The following is a 19,906-nucleotide window of genomic DNA, read 5'->3' as shown; positions in this document are numbered from 1 at the left end:
TCATGGCCTCGCCGGATGAGCAAGTGACGGATGCACGACGTGACTTCGGCCGCCTGTGGCGCGCCTACGCGGTGAGCGCGGCGGGAAGCGCGGTCGGCTCCGGGGCCCTGCCGCTGGTGGCCGTCCTGGCGCTGGACGTCACGACCTTCCAGGTCTCCCTCCTCGCGGCGCTGTCGGCACTCGCGGGCGCCGCCATCACCCTCCCCCTGGGCGGCCGCGTCGAGCACCGCCGCAAACGGCCGGTCATGATCACCGCCGATCTGCTCCGCTTCCTCGTGCTGCTCAGCGTCCCGGTCGCGGCGGCCCTCGGCGTGCTCACCTTCGCGCAGTTGTGCCTGGTGGGCATCGTCCAGGCGGCCGCGGCGATCGTGTTCGGCGCGGCGAGCACCGCGCACCTCAAGGGCCTCGTCCCGCCGGGGGACCGTCTCCGGGCGGCCTCGCGGCTGGAGACCACCGACTGGCTCAGCCTGAGCGCGGGGCCGCCGGTCGGCGGGCTGCTCGTCACCGCCTTCGGGGCGACGGTCACCCTGGCCGTGGACGCGGTCTCCTTCCTGCTGTCCGCGCTGGGCGTCCGCCGGATCCGCCGCCCCGAACCGGAGCCCCCGGCCCGGGCCGGGTCGCACGGCCGCGGCCGGGACCTCGTGGCCGGCTGGACCTACGTCCTGGGGCACCGCGGACTGCGGCCGCTCTTCTGGAACGCCATGCTCTTCGGCGGGTCCATCATGATGAGCAACCCGCTGCTGGCCGTCCTGATGCTCCGCGAACTCCACTTCACCCCGTGGCAGTACGGCCTGGCGCTGGGACTGCCGTGCCTCGGCGGCGTCCTGGGCTCCCGCCTCACCGCCCCGCTGACCGGCCGGCTCGGCCCGCACCGGGTGCTGCTGCTGTTCGGGGTGTTGCGCACCCCCTGGCTCCTGCTGCTCGCCTGGGCGCCGGCCGGTCCCCTCGGGCCCGTCGTCCTGGTCACCGCCGACACCTTCCTGCTGCTGGCCGCCGGGGTCTTCAACCCGTCGTTCATCACGTACCGCATGGCCGCCACGGACGACCGCGTCATGACCCGGGTGGTGACCGCGTGGTCGGTGAGCTCCAAGACGGCCCAGCCCCTGTCCATGCTGGCCGGCGGCGCCATCGCCGCCGTGGGGGGCGTCCGCGTGGCGATCGTCGTCGCGGGCGTGCTGTGCCTGGCCAGCGCCCTGCTCCTGCCCTGGCGTGCCCTGCCGTCCACGGCGACCGGCCCCGGCCGGGCGGAGGGGCAGGAGGAGGGACGGGAGGAGGGACGGGAGGAGGCCGAGCCCTCGGGGAAACCCGCCACGACCTGAACCGGACTCCGACAACGGGGGGTTGACAACGACAACCCCGGGTTGTCACCCTGTGGTCATGGCAGACACCAGGGACCTCTCCGCGCACGAGCCCGCCCTCCGCCGCATCAAGGAGGTGCGGGCGCAGGCCATCCACCACGCCCGCCTCGCCCAGCAGTTCGCGGCCGAGCGGCGCGAGTTGATGCAGGAGCTGATCGGCCAGGGCGTGTCGCAGGCCGACATCGCGCGGGAGCTCGGGGTGACGCGGCAGGCGATCCAGAAGATGCTGGCGGGCTAGGCACCTTTGCCCGGACCCGGCGTTCACACCCTGGTGCCGTGGCCCTTCGTACGGCGCGAGACCCCCGCGGCCGAGGAACACCGGGAACCCGAGGAACACGCACAGCCCGCGCGGGTCGCGGCGGGCGCGCCACCCACGCGGCGAGGGCGCGGGAGTGGCCACCGCATCCGCGGCCGGCGACGAGACCGGCGCCACGGGAGCGGCCACCCGCTCCGGAGCCCGGACACCCGCCGTCCACCGGCCCGCGAGCCGCCCCCGCGCCGAAGGCACCCCGCGGTCAGGCCGTCGGCCGTGCTGCCGGGGCCGGGGCCGGGGCGGCTTTCGGCGCGCCGGACTGGGGGAACAGCGGTGCGGGGGACGGGAGGCGGCCGTCGTCCCCGGCCGCGCAGCGCTGCGCGATCAGGGCCGCGGCACCCGGCAGGAAGGGCTCCAGTTCACCGGCGAGTGCACGGCAGGCCTGCACGAGGGCGGCCAGCACCGCGTCCAGGCGGCGGCCGGCGGAGGCGTTGCGGTGCCGGCGTTCGGCGCGGGCCAGTTCCCAGGGCCGGGTCTCGTCGATGCAGCGGTTGGCCTCGTCGACGATCCGCCAGACGGCGGCCGTGGCGCGCCGGAAGTCCACGTCGTGCAGAGCCGCCGCGACGGCGTCGGACGCGTCCTGACATGCCGTCAGCAGGGCCTCCGTGCCCGGCTCTCCGGGCCCGCCCGCCTCCGGGACGACGCCGTCACGGAACCGGTGGACCATCGTCACCACCCGGTGCACCAGGTTGCCGAGCCCCCCGGCCAGGTCCGCGTCGGCGCGGGCGACCAGCCGTTCGCGCGTGAAGTCCGCGTCGCCGACCCGAGGCACCTCGCGCAGCAGCCACCAGCGCACCGCGTCGGTGCCGTGCTCGGCGGTCAGTTCCTCCGGGTCGACGGTGGTGCCCGCCGACTTGCTGATCTTGCGCCCCTCCACCGTCAGGTAGTCGTGGACGAGGATGTCCGTCGGCAGCGGCAGCCCCGCCGACAGCAGCATCGCGGGCCAGTAGACGGCGTGGAAACGCAGCACGCCCTTGCCCACCAGGTGCACGCGCCGCCCGTCGCCCGCCCACCACCGGCCGTACGCCGCCTCGCTCTCCCCGTCGGGGCCGCCGTAGCCGAGGCTGGTGACGTAGTTGCCGAGCGCGTCCCACCAGACGTAGATCACCTGCCCGGGGTCGCCGGGCACCGGGATGCCCCAGCCGCGGGCCCGGGTCTGGGACCGGGAGACGGAGAAGTCGCGCAGCCCGCGCGCGAGCAGGGCGAGCACCTCGTTGCGGCGCGCGGCCGGCTCGATGCGCAGCCGCCCGTCCTCGATCAGCCCGCGCAGCTCGTCGGTGTACCGGGACAGCCGGAAGAACCAGTTCTCCTCCGCGACCGTCTGCGGCTCGGTGCCGTGCTCGGCGCAGCGGCCGCCCACCAGGTCGTCCGGGGTGTAGAACTGCTCGCAGCCCACGCAGTACAGGCCCTCGTAGTGCTCGCGGTAGAGGTCGCCCGCGGCGGCGCAGCGGCGCCAGAGCCGCTCCACGCCCGCGCGGTGGCGGGGGTCGCGGCTGGTGCGGATGAAGTCGTCCAGGGAGAGCGCGAGCGGGCCGTCCAGGGCCGCGAAGGCGGCCGCGTTGCGGTCCACGAGGTCCTGGACGGGGATGCCCTCGGCCTCGGCGGCCAGCACGTTCTTCAGCGAGTTGTCGTCGGTGCCGCTGAGGAAGCGCACCGGTTCGCCGCGTCGGCGGTGGTGCCGGGCCAGCACGTCCGCCTGCACCAGTTCGAGCGCGAAGCCGAGGTGGGGGCGGGCGTTGACGTACGGGATGGTGGTGGTGACGTAGAAACGGGAAGCCTGGGGCGCGGTCATCGGAACCTCCGGGAAGGACGGTGGCGGGGCTCCGACGCGCAAAAGGATCGAGGCCCCGGTGGGGGCCTCGGAAGACGCGGACGCGTCCGGTGTCAGCGGCCCCGGGCGGGGGCCATCATCTGCCGGTGGTACGAGTTCGCGATCATGCCTCCATGCTAGCAGCCGGGGCGCCCGGTTCGCGGAACCATTTCGCGAGGAAGGCGGCGCGCAAGAGCCGCCCGGCGTGGGGCGGGACGGCTCCCTGAGGGGTCGTCACACGGCGGGCCGGGCCGGCCGTCCCGTCACGTGGGTGAGCAGCAGGGCGATGTCGTCGTTGCGCGGGCCGGACCGCTGGGCGTGCCCGAGGAGGCTGTCGGCCAGGGCGTCCATCGAGGCCTCCGGGCCGGCCCGGGCGAGGTGCGCCGCGAGGTCGGCGGCGGACACGTCGATGTCGACGCCCGGGGTCTCCACCAGGCCGTCGGTGTACAGCGCGAGCACCGCGCCGGGCGGCAGCGCGATCTCCGTCGTCGGGTAGCAGGCGTCGGGGTCGACGCCCAGCAGCGGGCCGGGCGGCAGCGGCAGCACCTCGGTGGTGCCGTCCGGGTGCCGCAGCACCGGCGGCGGATGGCCGGCAGTGGCCACGCAGGCGGTGTGCCGTTCCAGGTCCAGCTGGGCGTAGAGGCAGCTGGCGAGCAGGCCGGGGTCGAGGTCGACGAGCAGCCGGTTGGAGCGGGCCAGCACCTCGCTCGGGGAGGCGCCCGCGGTGGCGCGGACGGCGGTGCGGACCTCCCCCATGAGCGCGGCGGCGTTCACGTTGTGACCCTGGACGTCGCCGATCGCCACGGCGCACGTGGTCGTGTCGAGCCGGATCACGTCGTAGAAGTCGCCGCCGATGTCGATGCCGCGGGTGGCCGGCATGTAGCGGGCGGCCACCTCCAGGCCGGGGACGTCCGGCAGGGCGCGGGGCAGCAGCCGCGCCTGCAGGCTGATGGCGAGGTTGTGCTCGGCGTCGTACAGGCGCGCCCGGTCCAGGGCCTGCGCGACCAGGCCGGCGATCGAGATGAGGACGCTGCGCTCGCCGGAGGAGAAGGGGTGCGGGCGGTCGTAGGCCAGGGCCATGGTGCCGACGGGCCGGCCCGAGGTGATCAGGGGCAGGAAGGCCCAGGCGGCCTTGCGGTCCCGGACGACCGTGCCGGGGTAGATCCGCAGGAACTCGTCGACGTTGGCGAAGAAGCTCGGGACCCCGGTCTTGAGGACGCGCACGGCCGGGTTGTCGACGTCCATCGGTTGGGCGTCGACGGACTCCATGAAGTCCTCGTGGTAGCCCCGGTGCCCGATGATCCGCAGTCGTCCCTCCTCGGTGGTCAGCAGGGCCACGGCCTGCACGCCGAAGACGGACAGCATCTGTTCGACGACCAGGTCGATGACGTCCTGCGTGCCGACGGCCTCGGTGAGCGTGGCCGACATGTGCAGCAGGTGGTACAGGGCGATGGCCCGGTCCGGTGTGGGGCCCGCGGGCAGTTGCGCCGCGGGGGTGTCCGCGGCCTCGGGCGTGGGGGCGGGCGTGACGCGGACGCTCACGCCGGTGCCGTCCGGGTAGAGCTCGAAGGTGAGCCAGCGGTCCGGTGGGCGCAGCGCCGTGGCCGAGCCGGGACGGCGGCTGATCATCGCGCTGCGGAAGCGGTCCTCGAAGACCGGGTCGTCCAGCCAGGGCAGCAGCTCCCAGGGCTCGGTGCCCAGGAGGTCGGGGACCTCCGCGCCGAGCAGGGCGGCGGCGGTCTCCGTGACGAAGGTGATCCGGCCGTCCAGGTCCAGGGCGAAGGAGCCCTCGGGGAGCCGTTCCGCGAGGTCGGCGGCGGCCATGGCCTCGTCCGGGCCGTGGGTGCGGGTGCGCAGCGCGGGCAGCACCCGCGGCTCGGCGGGGGGCTGCACCGGCTCCCCGTCCTCGGCGGCCCTGCGCAGGAGGCGGCCCATGCGGTCGCAGGCCCCGCGGTACGCCTCCCGGGCCCGCCGGGTGATCCGCCCAGGATGCCCGCCCGGCCACACCAGGCACAGCGCGCCCCAGATGGTGGAGCCGCTGGTGATCGGGGCCGCGGCGAGCGGGAAGTCGTACGGCAGGACGAGTGCGAGCCGGGGGTACAGCCGCGCGGTGTCCTCGTGGCCGCACAGCAGCACCATGCGTCGTTCGCGGACCGCGTCGGCGATGGGGCTGGAGGCGCCGGGCGCCACCCGCCCCCAGATCGTGTCGATCTTGCGCGAGACGCCGACGACCACCGTCAGCCGCAGCATGTCCTGCTCGGGGGTCATCAGGTAGACCAGGCCCATGGAGGCGCCCGTGTCGCGCACCACCTGGCTCAGCGGGGAGTCCAGCAGCGCCGGACCGGTGTCCGCGGCGACGAGACCGGCGAGGTCCGGCGGCATGCCCTCACCGCCTCCCGTCCGGTGCCGGGGCCGGTCGCGTCCTGACCTCGGGGACCATCGACTCCTGCGCCTCCGTTCCGCCGTGGGGGCCGGCCGGCCGACGCGGCGGCCGCCCGGGATCGCCACCCCACGTCAGCTGCCAAACTACCCGATGAACCGCATGCGGCACCTTTCGGGCGCCTGCCCCCGCCGCCCCGCCGCGCCCGGCGCGTCCCTTCGGCCCCACGGGGTTCACGCGGCTCACACCACGCGGCTCACGCCACGCCGAGCGCCCTCGCGAACCGCGTGCCCACGGCCGCCCGGGGCACGCTCCCGTCCCGCCACGTACGGCACGGGTGCACGGAGTTGGCGAGCAGCACCAGGAAGCCGTCGGTGGCGGGGTCGATCACCAGGCTGGTGCCGGTGAACCCGGTGTGGCCCGCCGCCCCGCGCCCCGCGAGGGCACCCATGAACCAGGGCCGGTCCAGCTCGAAGCCGGGGTAGGGGCCGCCGCCGTCCAGCAGCGCACGGCAGAACAGGGCGAGGTCCCAGGCGGTGGAGAACAACCCCGCGTGGCCGGCCACACCCCCCATGACGTGGGCGTTCTCGTCGTGGACGGTCCCGCGCAGCGTTCCGCGGTCCAGCCGGGCCCAGGGCCTGCGCTGGTCCTCGGTGGCGGCGATCCGCGGGGCCCAGGAGGCGGGCGGGTTGTAGCGGGTGTCGTACATCCCGAGCGGGTCGGTGACGTCCTCCCGCACGAGGGCGTCGAGGGCCTCGCCGGTGGTCCGCTCCAGGACGTGCTGCAGTGCGATGAGGTTGAGGTCGGAGTAGATCCGTTCGGTGCCGGGCGCGACGACCGGCGCCTCCTCCCAGAGCAGCTTCGCCCGGGCCTCGGCGTCGGGGTGGTCGTGGAACGGCAGCTCGGGACGGAGTCCGGAGGTGTGGTCGAGGAGTTGTCCCACGGTGATGCGCTGCTTGCCCGCGGCGGCGAACTCGGGCACGTACGCCGCGACCTCCCGGCCGAGTTCCAGCCGGCCCACCGCGACGACGGCGGTGAAGAGCTTGGTCAGCGAGGCCAGGTCGAAGACCGTGTCCGGCCGCATCGCCACCCATCGCTCGCGGGGCAGCTCCACGCCGCGGTCGGCGCCCTCGTCGTAGGAGGCGTACCGCACCGCCCAGCCCACTGCCTCGTGGAGGGCGACCGTCCCGCCGCGGCCCGCGAGCACCACCGCCCCCGCGCACCAGGGGTGCACGGAGGGGGGCACGGGCTCCAGATATGGGGTGATGTCCTCGACGAGCAGACTCAGCTCGTCGCCGCGCAGCTCCGCCTCACGGGAGGTACCTCTCGACAGCTGCGGGGCCATGCTCCTCCAGCAACTTGCGGGCCTTCTCGATGAGGGCCGGCGTCGGCTCACGGCCGGAGGCCATGACCAGGTCCTCCGGATCGATCATGTGTTCGGACCCGGTGTGCAGACAACTGTCCGCGGTCTTCCAGGCCCACCTGCTCTCGTCGATCGGCTCGGACATCGCTGCCTCCTGACTCGGCGCGGCAATGACGGGACGTATCACCGTGCATCAACAGTACGCCGCCACGGTCGGCACAGCCCGGCGAAGCAGACCCAGGCCGCCAGGACGCTGCCCAGCTGCACCAGGGCCATCGGCACCGCCGTGTGCTCGCCCGCGATCCCGACGAGCGGCGAGGCGACGGCGCCCACCAGGAAGGAGGTCGTGCCGAGCAGCGCGGAGGCCGAGCCTGCGGCGTGCCGGGTGCGCATCAGCGCGAGCGCGTTGGTGTTGGGCAGGACCAGGCTCATCGCCGCCATCAGCACGAAGAGCCCCGCGGCCACCGGCACCAGCCCCACCGGCCCGAGCCACCCCGCGGTCAGCGCCAGCAGCACGGCCGCGGCCACGGTGATCACCGCCAGCCCCACCCCGGTCACCTTGTCCATGCTGACCCGCCCGACCAGGATCTTGCCGTTGACCTGGCCCAGCGCCACCAGGCCGACGGAGTTGAGGCCGAAGAGCAGGCTGTAGGTCTGCGGCGATGCCCCGTAGATCTCCTGGACGACGAACGAGGACGCCGAGACGTAGGCGAACAGCGCGGCGAAGGTGAAGCCGCCGGTGAGCATGTAACCGGTGAAGGCGCGGTCGGCCAGCAGCCCGCGCATCGCCCCCAGCGTGGCGCCGAACCCGCCGCCATGCCGGTCCGCGGGGCGCAGTGTCTCGGGCAGGCAGCGCCACACCACGAGGGTGAGCAGCACGCCCACCACGGTCAGCACGACGAAGACCCCGCGCCAGTCGGTGATACGCAGCACCTGCCCGCCGATGAGCGGCGCGACGATCGGCGCGACCCCGGAGATCAGCATCAGGGTGGAGAAGAAGCGCGCCATCGCGACACCGTCGTACAGGTCGCGGACGATCGCGCGGGCGATCACGATGCCGGCCGCGCCGGTGAGGCCCTGCAGCAGCCGGAAGCCGATCAGCAGTTCCGTGGTGGGCGCGAAGGCGCAGACGGCGGTGGCGATGACGTAGAGCGCCATTCCGGCCAGCAGCGGGCGGCGGCGGCCCCAGCGGTCGCTCATGGGGCCGACGACCATCTGACCGAGGGCGAGGCCGAGCAGGCACGCGGTGAGCGTGAGCTGCACCGTGACCGCCGGACTGCGCAGGTCCTCGGTGACCTGCGGCAGGGCCGGCAGGTACATGTCCATGGAGAGCGCGGGGAGCGCGCTGAGCGCGCCGAGCAGGAACGTCACCATCAGGCTGGTGCGAGCTCCTGGGATGTCTCCGGCGCGTCGTACCGGGGTGGACGGCCCCGGTGTGGATATCTGGTCGGGCGGGGTCGCGCCGGCTTCCGGCATGGGTCTCTCTCCGTGGTGTGTGAATCGTTCTCTATGCTCTCAGCAATCACGAGGTGGTCGAGGCCAGGTGGGGGCAGATTCATGACGGAATCGGTCGGTTCCGGTAGGAAAGTGCGCTGGGGCATCCTGGCCACCGGCGGCATCGCAGCTTCCTTCGCCGAGGACCTGAGGGAGATGAAGGACGACGCGGAGATCGTCGCGGTCGGCTCGCGCAGCCTCGCCTCCGCGTGCGCCTTCGCGGACCGCTTCGGCATCCCGCGCGCGTACGGCAGCTGGACCGAACTCGCCGACGACGACGGCATCGACGTGGTGTACGTCGCCACCCCGCACTCGGCGCACCGCGTCGCGGCCGGGCTCTGCCTGCGGGCCGGACGGTCGGTGCTGTGCGAGAAGCCGTTCACCGTCAACGCGGTCGAGGCGCGCGAGCTGGCCGACCTCGCCAAGGCTCGCGGGCTCTTCCTGATGGAGGCGATGTGGACCTACTGCAACCCCGTGGTGCGGCGGCTGACCCAGCTGGTCGCGGACGGGGCGGTCGGCGAGGTCCGCAGCGTGCACGCGGACTTCGGCCTCGCCGGCCCCTTCGAGCCCGGCCACCGGCTGCTCGACCCGGCCCTGGGCGGCGGCGCCCTGCTGGACCTCGGTGTCTACCCGGTGTCCTTCGCCCACCTGCTGCTCGGTGAGCCCGACGAGGTCCAGGCCTGGGCCCACCTGACCGAGCACGGCGTGGACGACAACACCGGCATGCTGCTCGGGTACGACAACGGCGCCATGGCGGTGCTCAGCTGCTCCCTCACCGCCGACACCGCCCAGACCGCGGTGGTCACCGGCTCCGCGGGACGGATCGAGGTTCCCCCCGGCTTCTTCCACCCGGACCGCTTCGTGCTGCACCGCGAGGGCCGCGAGCCGGAGGAGTTCGGCGCCCCGGACGACGGACTGCGCGGGCTGCAGCACGAGGCGGCCGAGGTCATGCGCTGCCTGCGCGCGGGCGAGCGTGAGTCCCCGCTCGTCCCGCTGGAGGGCAGCCTCGCCGTCATGCGGACGCTCGACACGGTCCGGGACCGCATCGGCGTCCGCTACCCCGGTGAGGACTGAGCCCGTCAGGTCTCCCGCAGACCGGGGTCCCCGGCCTCGGTCACGAAGGACGCGGCGGTGGTCAGGTCGGCGCCCGGGGTGGTCACGGAGTCGACGGTCTTGAAGTCGGCCCGCGCCTCCTCGGCGTCCAGCCGCACGGTCACGTAGCCGCGGCGCCCGTCGTAGAACCGCAGGTGCGGGTTGGCGACCAGGAGCGACGACCAGTTGGACGGGCGCGGGGACCCGTTGCGGCCGCTGCTGATCGAGCTGGTGACCAGCTCCGTGCCGACGGTGCGCGAGGTGGGGTCGTCCCAGTCGGCCTTGATGTCCATCGCGTAGTGGACGTGCACGTCGCCGGTGAGCACCAGCAGGTTCTCGATGCCGGCGGCGCCCGCCCCGGCCAGCACGCGGTCCCGGGAGGCCGGGTAGCCGTCCCAGGCGTCCATGCTGAGCGGGGAGGCGGCGGCGGCGTTCTTCCGTCGGGAGAAAACCACCTGCTGCGGGATCACGTTCCAGATGGCGTGCGAGCGGGCGAAGCCGTCCAGCAGCCAGCGCTCCTGGGTCGCCCCGGTCATCGTGCGCGCCGGGTCCTGCGACTCCGGCCCGGGGTCGTGCCAGCGGCCCCGGTACGCCTGGTCGGTGCGGTACTGGCGGGTGTCGAGGATGTCGAACTGCGCGAGCCGTCCGTAGTGGAAGCGGCGGTAGAGCGTCATGTCCGGGCCCCAGGGGAACTGCGGGAGGCGCAGCGGCTGGTTCTCCCAGTAGGCCCGGTAGGCGGCGGCGCGGCGGACCAGGAACGCGTCGGCGGGGCCGTCGTTCTCGCCGCTGCCGCCCGCGTAGTTGTTCTCGGTCTCGTGGTCGTCCCAGGTCACGAACCAGGGGAAGGCGGCGTGCGCGGCCTGCAGGTCGGGGTCGGACTTGTAGAGGGCGTACCGCAGGCGGTAGTCCTCCAGCGTCACCGTCTCCTTGGCGAACCACTCCGGCAGGGTGCGGTCGGTGAGGGCGCGGGCGCCGCCGGTGGCGCTGACGGCGTACTCGTAGAGGTAGTCGCCCAAGTGGAAGACGGCGTCGACGTCCTCGTTCGCGAGGTGACCGAGCGCGGTGAAGTACCCGTCGTGGTACGCCTGGCAGCTCACCGCGGCCAGCCGCATCTCGTACGGGAGGGCGCCCGGCGCGGGGGCGGTGCGGGTACGGCCAGGGGGGCTGATCCAGGGGCCCGCGCGGAAGCGGTAGTAGTACACCCGGTCCGGCTGGAGGCCCTGGACGTCGACGTGCACGGTGTGGCCGAACTCCGGGTGCGCCAGCGCGGTACCGCGGCGGACGACCCGCACGAACCGGTCGTCCCGCGCGATCTCCCACCGGACGGGCACGCGGGCCTCGGGCAGTCCGTCCCCCGGCGCCGGCTCGTACGGGCGCGGCGCGAGCCGGGTCCACAGCACCACGCCCCAGGGCGTGGGGTCGCCCGACGCGACACCCAGCGTGAACGGGTCCTCGGCCAGTGCCCCGGGCGGCGCCTCGGCCGCCTGGGCGGCACCGGCGACGGGCAGGTTCGTGCTGAACGCGAGGGCCACGGCGGCCCCCGTGACGGTCAGGAAGCGGCGGCGGTCGAGCAGCGCCGCCGCGGCGCGCAGCGTGCGGTCATGGCGGCCGCGGGCCCGCGGGTGCGTCACGTGTCCCTCCCTGGCGGTGGGTTGCGTGGCTCCGGTCGCGCACACGGGCTGCCGGAACCCCCCGTTCGGCCCGCGGTGCCCCTGCCTCGTTGTTGACGCCGCGTCAGCTCCGCGACCCGGAACGGCCACCCTAACCGGGACATCTCACCCCCGCGACGCGAAGCCCCCCGTCCGGGAACCCGCGCGCACCACGCGAGCCGGGGCGACCCCTGCCCCGGCGGCACCGCAAGATCACCCCGACCGGGGACACAGGGCGCCACAGGTCACCCACCCCTGCCGTCCGCGTGACGGCCCGTCACGCAGTGGGGGCGCCGCGGGCAGGGCGCGAGCGCCGGGAGGTTACGGCCTCCCCGCCGCACCCGGACCCGAGCCCGCGCACCGCGACGGTCCCAGCTCGCGCCGGGAAGGGGTGGGCGGGCGGGGAGACACCACCCACCCGCACGCACCCCGCGAGGCGCCCGCAGCCGCACCCCCACCCCCGCCGTCGGTGTGACGGCCCGTCACCCAGAGGGTCACCGCGGGCAGGACACGAGCGCCGGGAGGTTACGGCCTCCCCGCCGCACCCGGACCCGAGCCCGCGCACCGCGACCGCCCCACCTCGCGCCGGGAAGGGGTGTGCGGGCGGGGAGACACCACCCACCGGCACGCACCCCGCGAGGCGCCCGCACCCGCACCCCCACACACGAACCCGCCGCTACGCGGCCCCGTGGGCCGGGGCGATGGCCTCGACGCGTTGCGCCAGACCGAAGTCCCGTTCCGTGAGCCGGCCGCCCGCCGCGTGCGTGGTGATGGAGACGGCGACCGACTGGTAACCCAGCGTCAGGTCGCTGTGGTGGTTCAGCTCGTCCTGGATCTGCGCGATGTGCATCACGAAGACCGCCGCCGGGATGTGCGGCAGCCGGTACGTGCGCAGCAGGCTCGCGCCGTCCTCGGAGAGGGACCAGCCGGGCAGCTCGGCGAGGCGGTCCTCGATCTCCTTGTGCGACAGGGGCTCGGCGTAGGGTGACATGGTTTCATCGTGGCACCGCATACCCTGCGGAGCCATGACTGAGATCGCGGGAAATGGAACGGGCGCCGCGCACCGGGTCGCGGTGGTCACCGGGGCCGGGTCGGGCATCGGACGGGCGGTGGCACGCGAACTGGCGGCCTCGGGCTGGGCCGTGGCCCTGGCCGGCCGGCGCGAGGAGGCGCTGCGCGGGACCGCCGACGGGCTACCGGACGCGGCGGTGGCGGTCATCCCGACGGACGTCACCCGCCCGGAGGCGGTGGACGCGCTGTTCGCCGCCGTGGGCGCCCGCTTCGGCCGGGTCGACCTGCTGTTCAACAACGCGGGCATGGGGGCGCCCGCCGTGCCGGTGGACGAGCTGACGTACGAGCAGTGGCGTGCCGTCGTCGACGTCAACCTCACCGGCGCGTTCCTGTGCGCGCAGGCCGCCTTCCGGACGATGCGCGCGCAGCGGCCGCAGGGCGGCCGGATCATCAACAACGGGTCGATCTCCGCGCACGCGCCGCGGCCGCTGAGCGTGGCGTACACGGCGACCAAGCACGCCGTCACCGGGCTGACGAAGTCCCTGTCGCTGGACGGCCGTCCGTACCGGGTCGCCTGCGGCCAGATCGACATCGGCAACGCGGCCACGGAGATGACGGAGCGGATGGCGGCCGGGACCCTGCAGGCGGACGGGCGGTTGATGACCGAGCCCCGGATGGACGTCGCCGACGTGGCCCGCACCGTCGCGCACATGGCCGCGCTGCCGCTGGAGTCGAACGTGCAGTTCGCGACGGTGATGGCGACGACGATGCCGTACATCGGCCGCGGCTGACGCCGCAGCGGGGGCCACAGCCACCCGCGGCCGAATTCGACCACTTCACCCACGGAAATGGTCAAGTCCGAAATACGTCCCATAGGACTGCTTGCGTCGCGTTACGTTGCGGCATGCTCTCCAAGCACCACCGCGACGTATGGTCAGAAACGCCCGCAGACGATGTCGGGTCCGAGGCCGGGCCCCTCGAGCCGGAGACCGAGCTGATAGCGCTGCCCGGCCCCGTGTTCGTCGATTCCAGCGGGAGACGGGCCCGTGCAGTACGCAGGGCCGGCTGGCTGGTCGGCGCGGCATGCTCCGTCTACACGGCGGCGCTGGCACTCAGCCTCTCCGGCGCGACGCCGATCGCGCCGAAGACGCTGCTGCCGCTGCCGGGGGTGCCGAGCACAGCGCCGGACGACGCGGGCTCCTCGGGGACGGGAGAACTCGACGTACCGGCCGACCAGGCCGCAGCACCCCCGGTGACGGCGGGCTTCCTCCGGGCGGGGGCGGCGGCCGCGCCGTCCCCGTCCGGGACGGCCGGCTCCCCGTCCTCCCCCAGCCCCAGCGCCTCCCCGACCAAGCGCCCGGCCAAGGGCGGCGGCGCCCCCGCCACCCCGCGGGCGACCGCGGGCAGCCCGACCACCGGAGCGACCCCGACCACCGGAGCGACGGCGTCCGAACCGGCGCCGTCCGGCTCCCCGTCGGGGCAGCCCAGCGGTTCCACCTCCCCCGCCCCGGGCGCCTCCGACGGCCCCGTCGACCAGCAGCCGCAGGGCGGCCAGTGACCGCCCTGCGCCCCCGCCTCGTCATACCCCTGCTCGCCCTCGTGGTGCTCGTGTGCGTCCTGCTGCTCGGCGGCTACGTACGCGGCGACTTCGAGGCCGACCACCGGGTCCACCCGCCGGTCTCGGCGGACAAGGTGCCGGAGGCGGTGCTGGAGGGCGGCCCGGTCGTCGACACCACCGGTGACAGGCCCCGCTCGTACCGCACCCCGGACCGCACCATCGCCCTCACCTTCGACGACGGACCCGATCCGGTCTGGACGCCGGAGGTGCTGGACGTGCTCGAGCGGCAACACGTGCGCGCCACCTTCTTCGTGACCGGCGGCATGGCCGCCCGGCACCCCGCGCTCATCCGGCGGATGGTCGCCGAGGGCCACGAGATCGGCGTGCACACCTTCTCCCACCCCGACCTGGTGTACCAGTCGCCGGGGCGGATCGACCGGGAGCTGTCCCAGACCCAGCTGGCGCTCGCGGGGGCCGCCGGCATCCACGCCTCCCTCTTCCGCCCGCCGTACTCCTCGACCGCCGACGCGCTGGACGACCTGTCCTGGCCGGTCGTCCAGCGGGTCGGCAAGCAGGGCTACGTGGCCGCCTTCATCGACCGCGACGCCGAGGACTGGCGACGGCCCGGCGTGCAGGCGATCGTCGACGCCTCCGTGCCGGCGAAGCCGGGCGAGGGCGCGATCGTGCTCATGCACGACGCCGGCGGCGACCGCTCGCAGACCGTGGCGGCGCTGGACCGGCTGATCCCGCTGCTCAAGGAGCGCGGCTACCGCTTCGCCACGGTGGGCGAGGCGGTCGGCGCCACGTCCACCAACGACAAGGTCACCGGCTCGGAGCTGTGGAAGGGACGGGTCTTCGTCGCCGCGGTGGAGGTCTCCGAGGCCGCGGTCCCGGCGCTCGCCGTCCTCCTCGCCGGGGTGGGCCTGCTGGTGCTGGCCCGGTTCGCCGCGATGCTGGTGCTGGCGCGCCGGCACGCGCGGCAGCGCCGGGCGCCCGACTTCGGCTGGGGGCCGGCGGTCACCGAACCGGTGAGCGTCATCGTCCCCGCGTACAACGAGAAGGAGTGCATCACCCACACGGTGAACTCCCTCGCCACGAGCGACCATCCCGTGGAGATCGTGGTCGTGGACGACGGCTCGACCGACGGCACCGCCGACATCGTCGAGGCCCTGGACCTGCCCGGCGTCACCCTCGTGCGGCAGCCCAACAGCGGCAAGCCCGCGGCGCTCAACAACGGTGTGGCGCACGCCCGGCACGACCTGATCGTGATGATGGACGGCGACACGGTCTTCGAGCCGGCCACCGTCCGCGAACTGGTGCAGCCCTTCGGCGACCCGCGGGTCGGCGCGGTCGCGGGCAACGCCAAGGTCGGCAACCGCACCCGGATGATCGGGCGCTGGCAGCACATCGAGTACGTGATGGGCTTCAACCTCGACCGGCGCATGTACGACCTGTTGCGCTGCATGCCCACCATCCCCGGCGCGTGCGGCGCCTTCCGGCGGGACGCGCTCCGCGACGTCGGCGGCATGAGCGACGAGACCCTCGCCGAGGACACGGACGTCACGATGGCGCTGCACCGGGCCGGCTGGCACGTGGTGTACGCCGAGCGCGCCCGCGCCTGGACCGAGGCGCCCTCCTCGGTCCGGCAGTTGTGGAAGCAGCGCTACCGCTGGAGCTACGGCACCATGCAGGCGATGTGGAAGCACCGCGGCGCCGTGCTGGACCGCGGGCACTCCGGCCGCTTCGGCCGGGTCGGGCTGCCGCTCGTCGTCCTCTTCCAGGTGCTCGCGCCGCTGCTGGCCCCGCTCATCGACGTGTTCGCGATCTACGGGCTGGTCTTCATGGACCCGTTTCGCACCGCGCTCGCGTGGGCGGGCGTGCTCGCTGTGCAGGCCGCGTGCGCGGCGTACGCCTTCCGGCTGGACGGCGAACCGCTGCGGGACCTGTGGCCGCTGCCCCTCCAGCAGGTGCTGTACCGGCAGTTGATGTACCTGGTGCTGCTGCAGTCCTGCGTGACGGCCGTCAACGGCAGCCGGCTGGGCTGGCACAAACTGCGGCGCACCGGCGAGGTCGGTGCGCCGACCGTCGGCAGCGGCACCGCCGGCCGCGTCTGAACACCCGTATTCTCCCGAGGAGTTGCCCCATGTCCGAAGCACGTGAGGCGGGAGCCCCGGCGGCTCCGCCCCGGCCCGCGGACGGCGCAGGGACGCCCATACCGGGGCCGCGCAGCTCCACCCCCGCCGCCCCCGCCCCCGCCCCGTCCACCGGGGGCGGGGGCGGCGGCCGGGACCGCTACCTCGACCTGCTGCGCGCCCTCGCCCTGGTACGGGTGGTCGTCTACCACACCTTCGGCTGGGCCTGGCTGACCCTGCTCCTCCCGTCCATCGGCATCATGTTCGCCCTGGCCGGGTCGCTGGCCGCGCACTCGCTGCAGCGGCCCGCGCTGTCCGTGGTGCGCGGCCGGCTGCGGCGGCTGCTGGTGCCCTTCTGGCTGTTCGCCGCCGCCGTGACCGTCCTGATGCTGCTCCACGGCTGGCGGCCGCACTCCTGGCACCGGATGCTGCTGTGGATCCTGCCGCTGGCGGACCCGCCCGGCACCGCCTGGGCCGAGCAGATCATCGCCCCGCTCTGGTACATCCGCACCTACCTGTGGCTCGTCCTGCTCTCCCCGTGGCTGCTCAAGGCCTTCCGGGCCGCGCCGCGCTCGTGCCTGGCCGCCTGCGGCGCACTGGTCGTCCTCGCCCAGTACGACCGGCTGCCGCTCGCCGAGCCGGCCCTCACGCCGGTGGTCGACCTCGTCACCTTCGCCGCCTGCTGGCTGCTCGGATTCGCGCACCGCGACGGCCTGCTGGACGCCCTGCGGGCCCGCACCGTGGTCGCCTCGGCCGCGCTCTGCCTCGCCGCGGGCGGCTGGTTCGCGTACACCCACCCCACCGACGAGGGCATCGACCTCGGTGAGATCCCCCTGGCCCAGGCACTGTGGTCTGCCGGTTTCGTCCTCCTGCTGCTGCGCTTCCGCCCGCGCCGGATGGGCCGCCTGCCCGTCGCCGACGGCGCCGTCGGACTGCTCAACGCCCGCGCCGTCACCGTCTACCTGTGGCACGAGGTCGCGCTCTTCGCCAGCGTCCCGCTGATCGACCTGATGTGGGACGTGCCCTTCTTCGAGGCCCATCTCCCTCTCGACGCGACCTGGTTCCAGTTCCTCGTCGTCTGGCCGCTCATCGGCGCCGCCGTCCTGCTGGTCGGCTGGACCGAGGACGTCGCCTCACGGCGCCGGCCGCGCCTGTGGCCGACGGGCGGGCGCAAGCGCGGCCGGCGGGCCCGCGGCCGCGCCGCCGGGGCCCGCTGAGTCACCGCGGCCCGGCGACGACGCCCCGCCGATACCGGCCGCCTCACGGACCGCCGCGCAGCCGGCGGCCCTTGTCGATGACGCGCTGGACCGCGTCGGCCATGAACTCCTCGGCCACGCGCACCTCGTGCGCCGCGCCGAGCAGGCCGGCGGTCCTGGCGAGCAGGCGCTCGGTGTCCTCGTAGCCGCGGGACCGCAGCCGCTCGAAGGCGGCTGGCGAGAAGTCCAGCAGTCCGCTGGGTGTGCCCAGGGTGCCCTCGGGGGTGAGCGGGCGGGACGGGCGGACGCGCAGCAGGGTCAGCCCGGGGTGCTCGATCTGCCGCACGGTCTCGCCCGGGGCGAGCTGGACGACGATGACGATGTCGCAGTGGTCGAGGTCGGCCAGCGCGCGGATGGGCGTGTTGTCCCGGCCGAGCATGCCGTCGCGGTAGTACTCCCCCGCGACCTGGCGCGGCGCGAACAGGAACGGCAGCGCGGCGCTGCCCAGCACGGCCTCCTTGATCTCCGCGTGCTCCAGGCCGTTGAGGTGGAGGATCCGCGAGCGGCTGCCGAGGAGTCCGGCCAGCCATTCGGCCGCCATCTGGCCGGCCCGCAGGTGCGGCAGCGGGTGCGGGGCCAGGACGGGGTACGCCGCGACCCGCATGGTGACGGCCGCGGGGCGTCGCAGCGCGGCCGCGTCGATCGCTCGGTCGGCGAGCCGCTCCAGGTCGCCGTGCGCGCCGAGGAGGCGGACGACCCGGGGCGCGAGGTTGCCGAACCTCTGCAGCAGGGACTCGGAGACGGCCCCGTCCGCGACGGCACGGGTGCCGAACGGGGCGTCGCCCATGCGGGAGGTGAAGTCGCGCCACAGCTCCGCCAGGCGCGCCGCCCCCTCCCGCAGGTTCGGCGCGCCGGCCAGCGCGACCCCGTTGAGGGCCCCGATGCTGGTCCCGGCGATGGCGGTGATCCGCGCGCCGTGGTGGGCCAGGCACTCGACCGCGCCCACCTGGTAGGCGCCCTTGGCGGCGCCCCCCGCCAGTACCAGCCCGAACCGGTGCGAGGCCGTCCCCTGTGCGGTCTCCCACCGGTCCGGGGCCGGTACCGCCCCCGTGCCCGGGCCTGCCGCCGCGCCGTACTCCGGCAGCGGCCCGGAACCGATGCCCGCGGCACGCCGCCGCAGGTCCCCGAAGCGGTCCGGCACGGGACCGCCCCCGTCGTCGGGCCCGATGCCCGGACCGGGTCCGGCGGGCCCCACGCCCCCCACCCCCCGGACCTCCCCCTGGTGCTCAGGCATCGGGCCCTCCCCCTTCCCCCGTCCCCCGTCGCTTCTCGGTCTCGGTGCGCAGCGCGGCGCGCGCCTGGCGGGCGGCGTCGGCCTGCTCGTGGATGACGCCGCGGACGAACTCCTCGTGGGTCACCGCGGGTACGTGGCCGCAGTCGCGGCGGGCGTCCTCGACGGCCACGCGGGCCGGGTCGTCCGGACGGCGCGCGGGCGGCCGGGTGGACAGGTCCAGCGCGCGGGCGACGGCGTAGCCGATCGGGCGGTGCGGCGGGCGCAGCCGCGCGGACAGGCCGATGCCCGCGACCTCCGCGACCATCCGCCGCTCGTCGGGGTCCGGCATGTCGGCAAGGATCCGCTCCAGCAGGGACCGCACCGGCCTGCGGTGCGGCACGGGGAGCGGATCGGCCGCCGGGGTGCGGCCGCCGGACGCCGGACGCGGACCCGGCGGACGGCCTCCGGCCTCCTCGACCGCGCGGTAGGAGGGTGCCGGAGGCGTCCCCGGCCCGGGTTCCGCCACCGGCCTGGCAGGCCAGTAGGCCTGCGCCGCCGCGGCCGCGCGCGGGTCGGCGAGGACGTCGTCGGCCAGGCGCTCCCGCCACCCCTCGTCGCCCGTGACGAACTCGTGCAGCCCCTGCCGTCCGGTCGCGCACTCCCGGGCCAGCAGCAGCACCTGGCACGGCCAGGGCAGTCCGGCGTACGCGCCCTGGTGGCGCCAGCGCCGTACCGCCGTGTCGCCGTCGGCCCAGGCCGACTGCCACAGCTCGGTGGCGAGCACCCGCCGGTCCAGTTCCAGCAGGGCGCGGGCGTGGGTGTCCAGGATCCGCTCGTGCCCGTCGAGGCGTTCGTCGATCTCGGCGAACCGGCGGTCCACGACGTCGATGAACTCGGCCAGGACGGCGGCGAGTTCGCGGATCTCCCGGAACGCCTGGCGGTTCGCCTCGTGCAGTTCCAGCACGCTGTCCTGGAGCTGCTCGACCTCCATGGCGAGCAGGCCCACCGTGAGGTCGGTGAACGCGAGGTGCCGGGCGGTCTCCTGGGCCCAGGCCACCATCCGGCGCTGGGTGAGGGCGAGCGCGGCCTGGGACTCCAGGGCGCGCTGCCGGTCCTTGCGGTTCCACCCCAGGATGACCCGGCTGAAGAAGCCGTGCTCCACCCGGGCGGCGGTCAGGTTCTCCGCCGTCTCCAGGCCGTCCACGATCTCGGCCAGCGCCCGGTTGCCCGCGATCGGGATGCGCCTGCGCAGTTCCCGCAGGTCGACGTCGCGCACG

At 74.6% G+C, this 19,906-nt stretch carries 15 protein-coding genes and 1 pseudogene; 7 read left to right on the top strand and 9 right to left on the bottom strand.

Going from position 1 to position 19,906, the window contains the following annotated elements; all coding sequences use genetic code 11:
• Positions 1 to 23: 23 nt before the first annotated feature.
• Entirely contained in the window at positions 24 to 1,319 is a 1,296-nt protein-coding gene (locus tag OG937_30155; protein ID WUD75650.1) for an MFS transporter, read from the top strand.
• A 58-nt stretch (positions 1,320 to 1,377) separates the two neighbouring features.
• The gene (locus OG937_30150; protein WUD75649.1) at positions 1,378 to 1,596 is read left to right on the top strand and encodes a helix-turn-helix domain-containing protein; all 219 of its coding nucleotides are present in this window, start codon (positions 1,378 to 1,380) and stop codon (positions 1,594 to 1,596) included.
• A 277-nt stretch (positions 1,597 to 1,873) separates the two neighbouring features.
• Here OG937_30150 and metG read toward each other — a convergent pair whose 3' ends face one another.
• From metG to OG937_30125, 5 genes and pseudogenes are all read right to left on the bottom strand, one after another.
• Complete coding sequence (gene metG, locus OG937_30145) at positions 1,874 to 3,463, bottom strand: methionine--tRNA ligase (GenBank protein ID WUD75648.1); 1,590 nt, start codon at positions 3,461 to 3,463, stop codon at positions 1,874 to 1,876.
• Positions 3,464 to 3,715: 252 nt separating this feature from the next.
• Complete coding sequence (locus tag OG937_30140) at positions 3,716 to 5,863, bottom strand: SpoIIE family protein phosphatase (GenBank protein WUD75647.1); 2,148 nt, start codon at positions 5,861 to 5,863, stop codon at positions 3,716 to 3,718.
• Positions 5,864 to 6,123: 260 nt separating this feature from the next.
• Positions 6,124 to 7,206: pseudogene (locus OG937_30135) on the bottom strand (beta-lactamase family protein).
• Entirely contained in the window at positions 7,172 to 7,369 is a 198-nt protein-coding gene (locus OG937_30130) for a hypothetical protein (protein ID WUD75646.1), read from the bottom strand. Before OG937_30130 ends, OG937_30135 begins: the two are co-directional and overlap by 35 nt.
• 38 nt (positions 7,370 to 7,407) lie before the next feature.
• Positions 7,408 to 8,598 (bottom strand): multidrug effflux MFS transporter, encoded by a 1,191-nt coding sequence (locus OG937_30125; protein WUD78934.1) that lies wholly within the window; start codon positions 8,596 to 8,598, stop codon positions 7,408 to 7,410.
• 183 nt (positions 8,599 to 8,781) lie between these two features.
• Between OG937_30125 and OG937_30120 the strand changes: the two genes are divergently transcribed.
• Positions 8,782 to 9,792 (top strand): Gfo/Idh/MocA family oxidoreductase, encoded by a 1,011-nt coding sequence (locus OG937_30120; GenBank protein ID WUD75645.1) that lies wholly within the window; start codon positions 8,782 to 8,784, stop codon positions 9,790 to 9,792.
• Between the two features lie 5 nt (positions 9,793 to 9,797).
• Here the strand turns inward: OG937_30120 and OG937_30115 are convergent, their stop codons facing one another.
• Both OG937_30115 and OG937_30110 read right to left on the bottom strand, forming a co-directional pair.
• The gene (locus OG937_30115) at positions 9,798 to 11,441 is read right to left on the bottom strand and encodes an alkaline phosphatase D family protein (protein WUD75644.1); all 1,644 of its coding nucleotides are present in this window, start codon (positions 11,439 to 11,441) and stop codon (positions 9,798 to 9,800) included.
• 694 nt (positions 11,442 to 12,135) lie between these two features.
• On the bottom strand, positions 12,136 to 12,450 hold the full coding sequence (locus tag OG937_30110; GenBank protein ID WUD75643.1) for a 4a-hydroxytetrahydrobiopterin dehydratase: 315 nt from the start codon (positions 12,448 to 12,450) through the stop codon (positions 12,136 to 12,138).
• Between the two features lie 34 nt (positions 12,451 to 12,484).
• Here OG937_30110 and OG937_30105 point away from each other — a divergent pair, with 34 nt between their 5' ends.
• From OG937_30105 to OG937_30090, 4 genes are all read left to right on the top strand, one after another.
• A complete protein-coding gene (locus OG937_30105; protein ID WUD75642.1) occupies positions 12,485 to 13,261 on the top strand; it encodes an SDR family oxidoreductase in 777 nt (258 codons plus the stop codon).
• 113 nt (positions 13,262 to 13,374) lie between these two features.
• On the top strand, positions 13,375 to 14,028 hold the full coding sequence (locus tag OG937_30100; protein ID WUD75641.1) for a hypothetical protein: 654 nt from the start codon (positions 13,375 to 13,377) through the stop codon (positions 14,026 to 14,028).
• Positions 14,025 to 16,142 (top strand): bifunctional polysaccharide deacetylase/glycosyltransferase family 2 protein, encoded by a 2,118-nt coding sequence (locus tag OG937_30095; GenBank protein WUD75640.1) that lies wholly within the window; start codon positions 14,025 to 14,027, stop codon positions 16,140 to 16,142. Before OG937_30100 ends, OG937_30095 begins: the two co-directional genes overlap by 4 nt.
• Positions 16,143 to 16,171: 29 nt before the next feature.
• Positions 16,172 to 17,377: an acyltransferase gene (locus OG937_30090; GenBank protein WUD75639.1), complete on the top strand. Its 1,206-nt coding sequence runs from the start codon at positions 16,172 to 16,174 to the stop codon at positions 17,375 to 17,377.
• 43 nt (positions 17,378 to 17,420) lie between these two features.
• Here OG937_30090 and OG937_30085 read toward each other — a convergent pair whose 3' ends face one another.
• Together OG937_30085 and OG937_30080 are read right to left on the bottom strand one after the other, a co-directional pair.
• Positions 17,421 to 18,650, bottom strand: a complete 1,230-nt coding sequence (locus OG937_30085; protein WUD75638.1) for a patatin-like phospholipase family protein — start codon at positions 18,648 to 18,650, stop codon at positions 17,421 to 17,423.
• The gene (locus OG937_30080) at positions 18,643 to 19,905 is read right to left on the bottom strand and encodes a hypothetical protein (protein ID WUD75637.1); all 1,263 of its coding nucleotides are present in this window, start codon (positions 19,903 to 19,905) and stop codon (positions 18,643 to 18,645) included. Before OG937_30080 ends, OG937_30085 begins: the two co-directional genes overlap by 8 nt.
• Position 19,906: the final 1 nt, after the last annotated feature.

Origin of the sequence: Streptomyces sp. NBC_00510 (genome assembly GCA_036013505.1) — a bacterium.
Lineage (GTDB): Bacteria > Actinomycetota > Actinomycetes > Streptomycetales > Streptomycetaceae > Actinacidiphila.
The sequence above is the reverse complement of the archived record's forward strand: the minus strand, read 5'-3'. Positions and strand labels throughout refer to the sequence as shown.

Excerpts from the sequence above, each read along its gene's own strand:
- OG937_30150 (WUD75649.1), top strand. The coding sequence starts at position 1,378 with ATGGCAGACACCAGGGACCTCTCCGCGCACGAGCCCGCCCTCCGCCGC.
- metG (WUD75648.1), bottom strand. The coding sequence starts at position 3,463 with ATGACCGCGCCCCAGGCTTCCCGTTTCTACGTCACCACCACCATCCCG.
- OG937_30140 (WUD75647.1), bottom strand. The coding sequence starts at position 5,863 with ATGCCGCCGGACCTCGCCGGTCTCGTCGCCGCGGACACCGGTCCGGCG.
- OG937_30130 (WUD75646.1), bottom strand. The coding sequence starts at position 7,369 with ATGTCCGAGCCGATCGACGAGAGCAGGTGGGCCTGGAAGACCGCGGAC.
- OG937_30125 (WUD78934.1), bottom strand. The coding sequence starts at position 8,598 with ATGGTGACGTTCCTGCTCGGCGCGCTCAGCGCGCTCCCCGCGCTCTCC.
- OG937_30120 (WUD75645.1), top strand. The coding sequence starts at position 8,782 with ATGACGGAATCGGTCGGTTCCGGTAGGAAAGTGCGCTGGGGCATCCTG.
- OG937_30110 (WUD75643.1), bottom strand. The coding sequence starts at position 12,450 with ATGTCACCCTACGCCGAGCCCCTGTCGCACAAGGAGATCGAGGACCGC.
- OG937_30105 (WUD75642.1), top strand. The coding sequence starts at position 12,485 with ATGACTGAGATCGCGGGAAATGGAACGGGCGCCGCGCACCGGGTCGCG.
- OG937_30100 (WUD75641.1), top strand. The coding sequence starts at position 13,375 with ATGCTCTCCAAGCACCACCGCGACGTATGGTCAGAAACGCCCGCAGAC.
- OG937_30090 (WUD75639.1), top strand. The coding sequence starts at position 16,172 with ATGTCCGAAGCACGTGAGGCGGGAGCCCCGGCGGCTCCGCCCCGGCCC.
- OG937_30085 (WUD75638.1), bottom strand. The coding sequence starts at position 18,650 with ATGCCTGAGCACCAGGGGGAGGTCCGGGGGGTGGGGGGCGTGGGGCCC.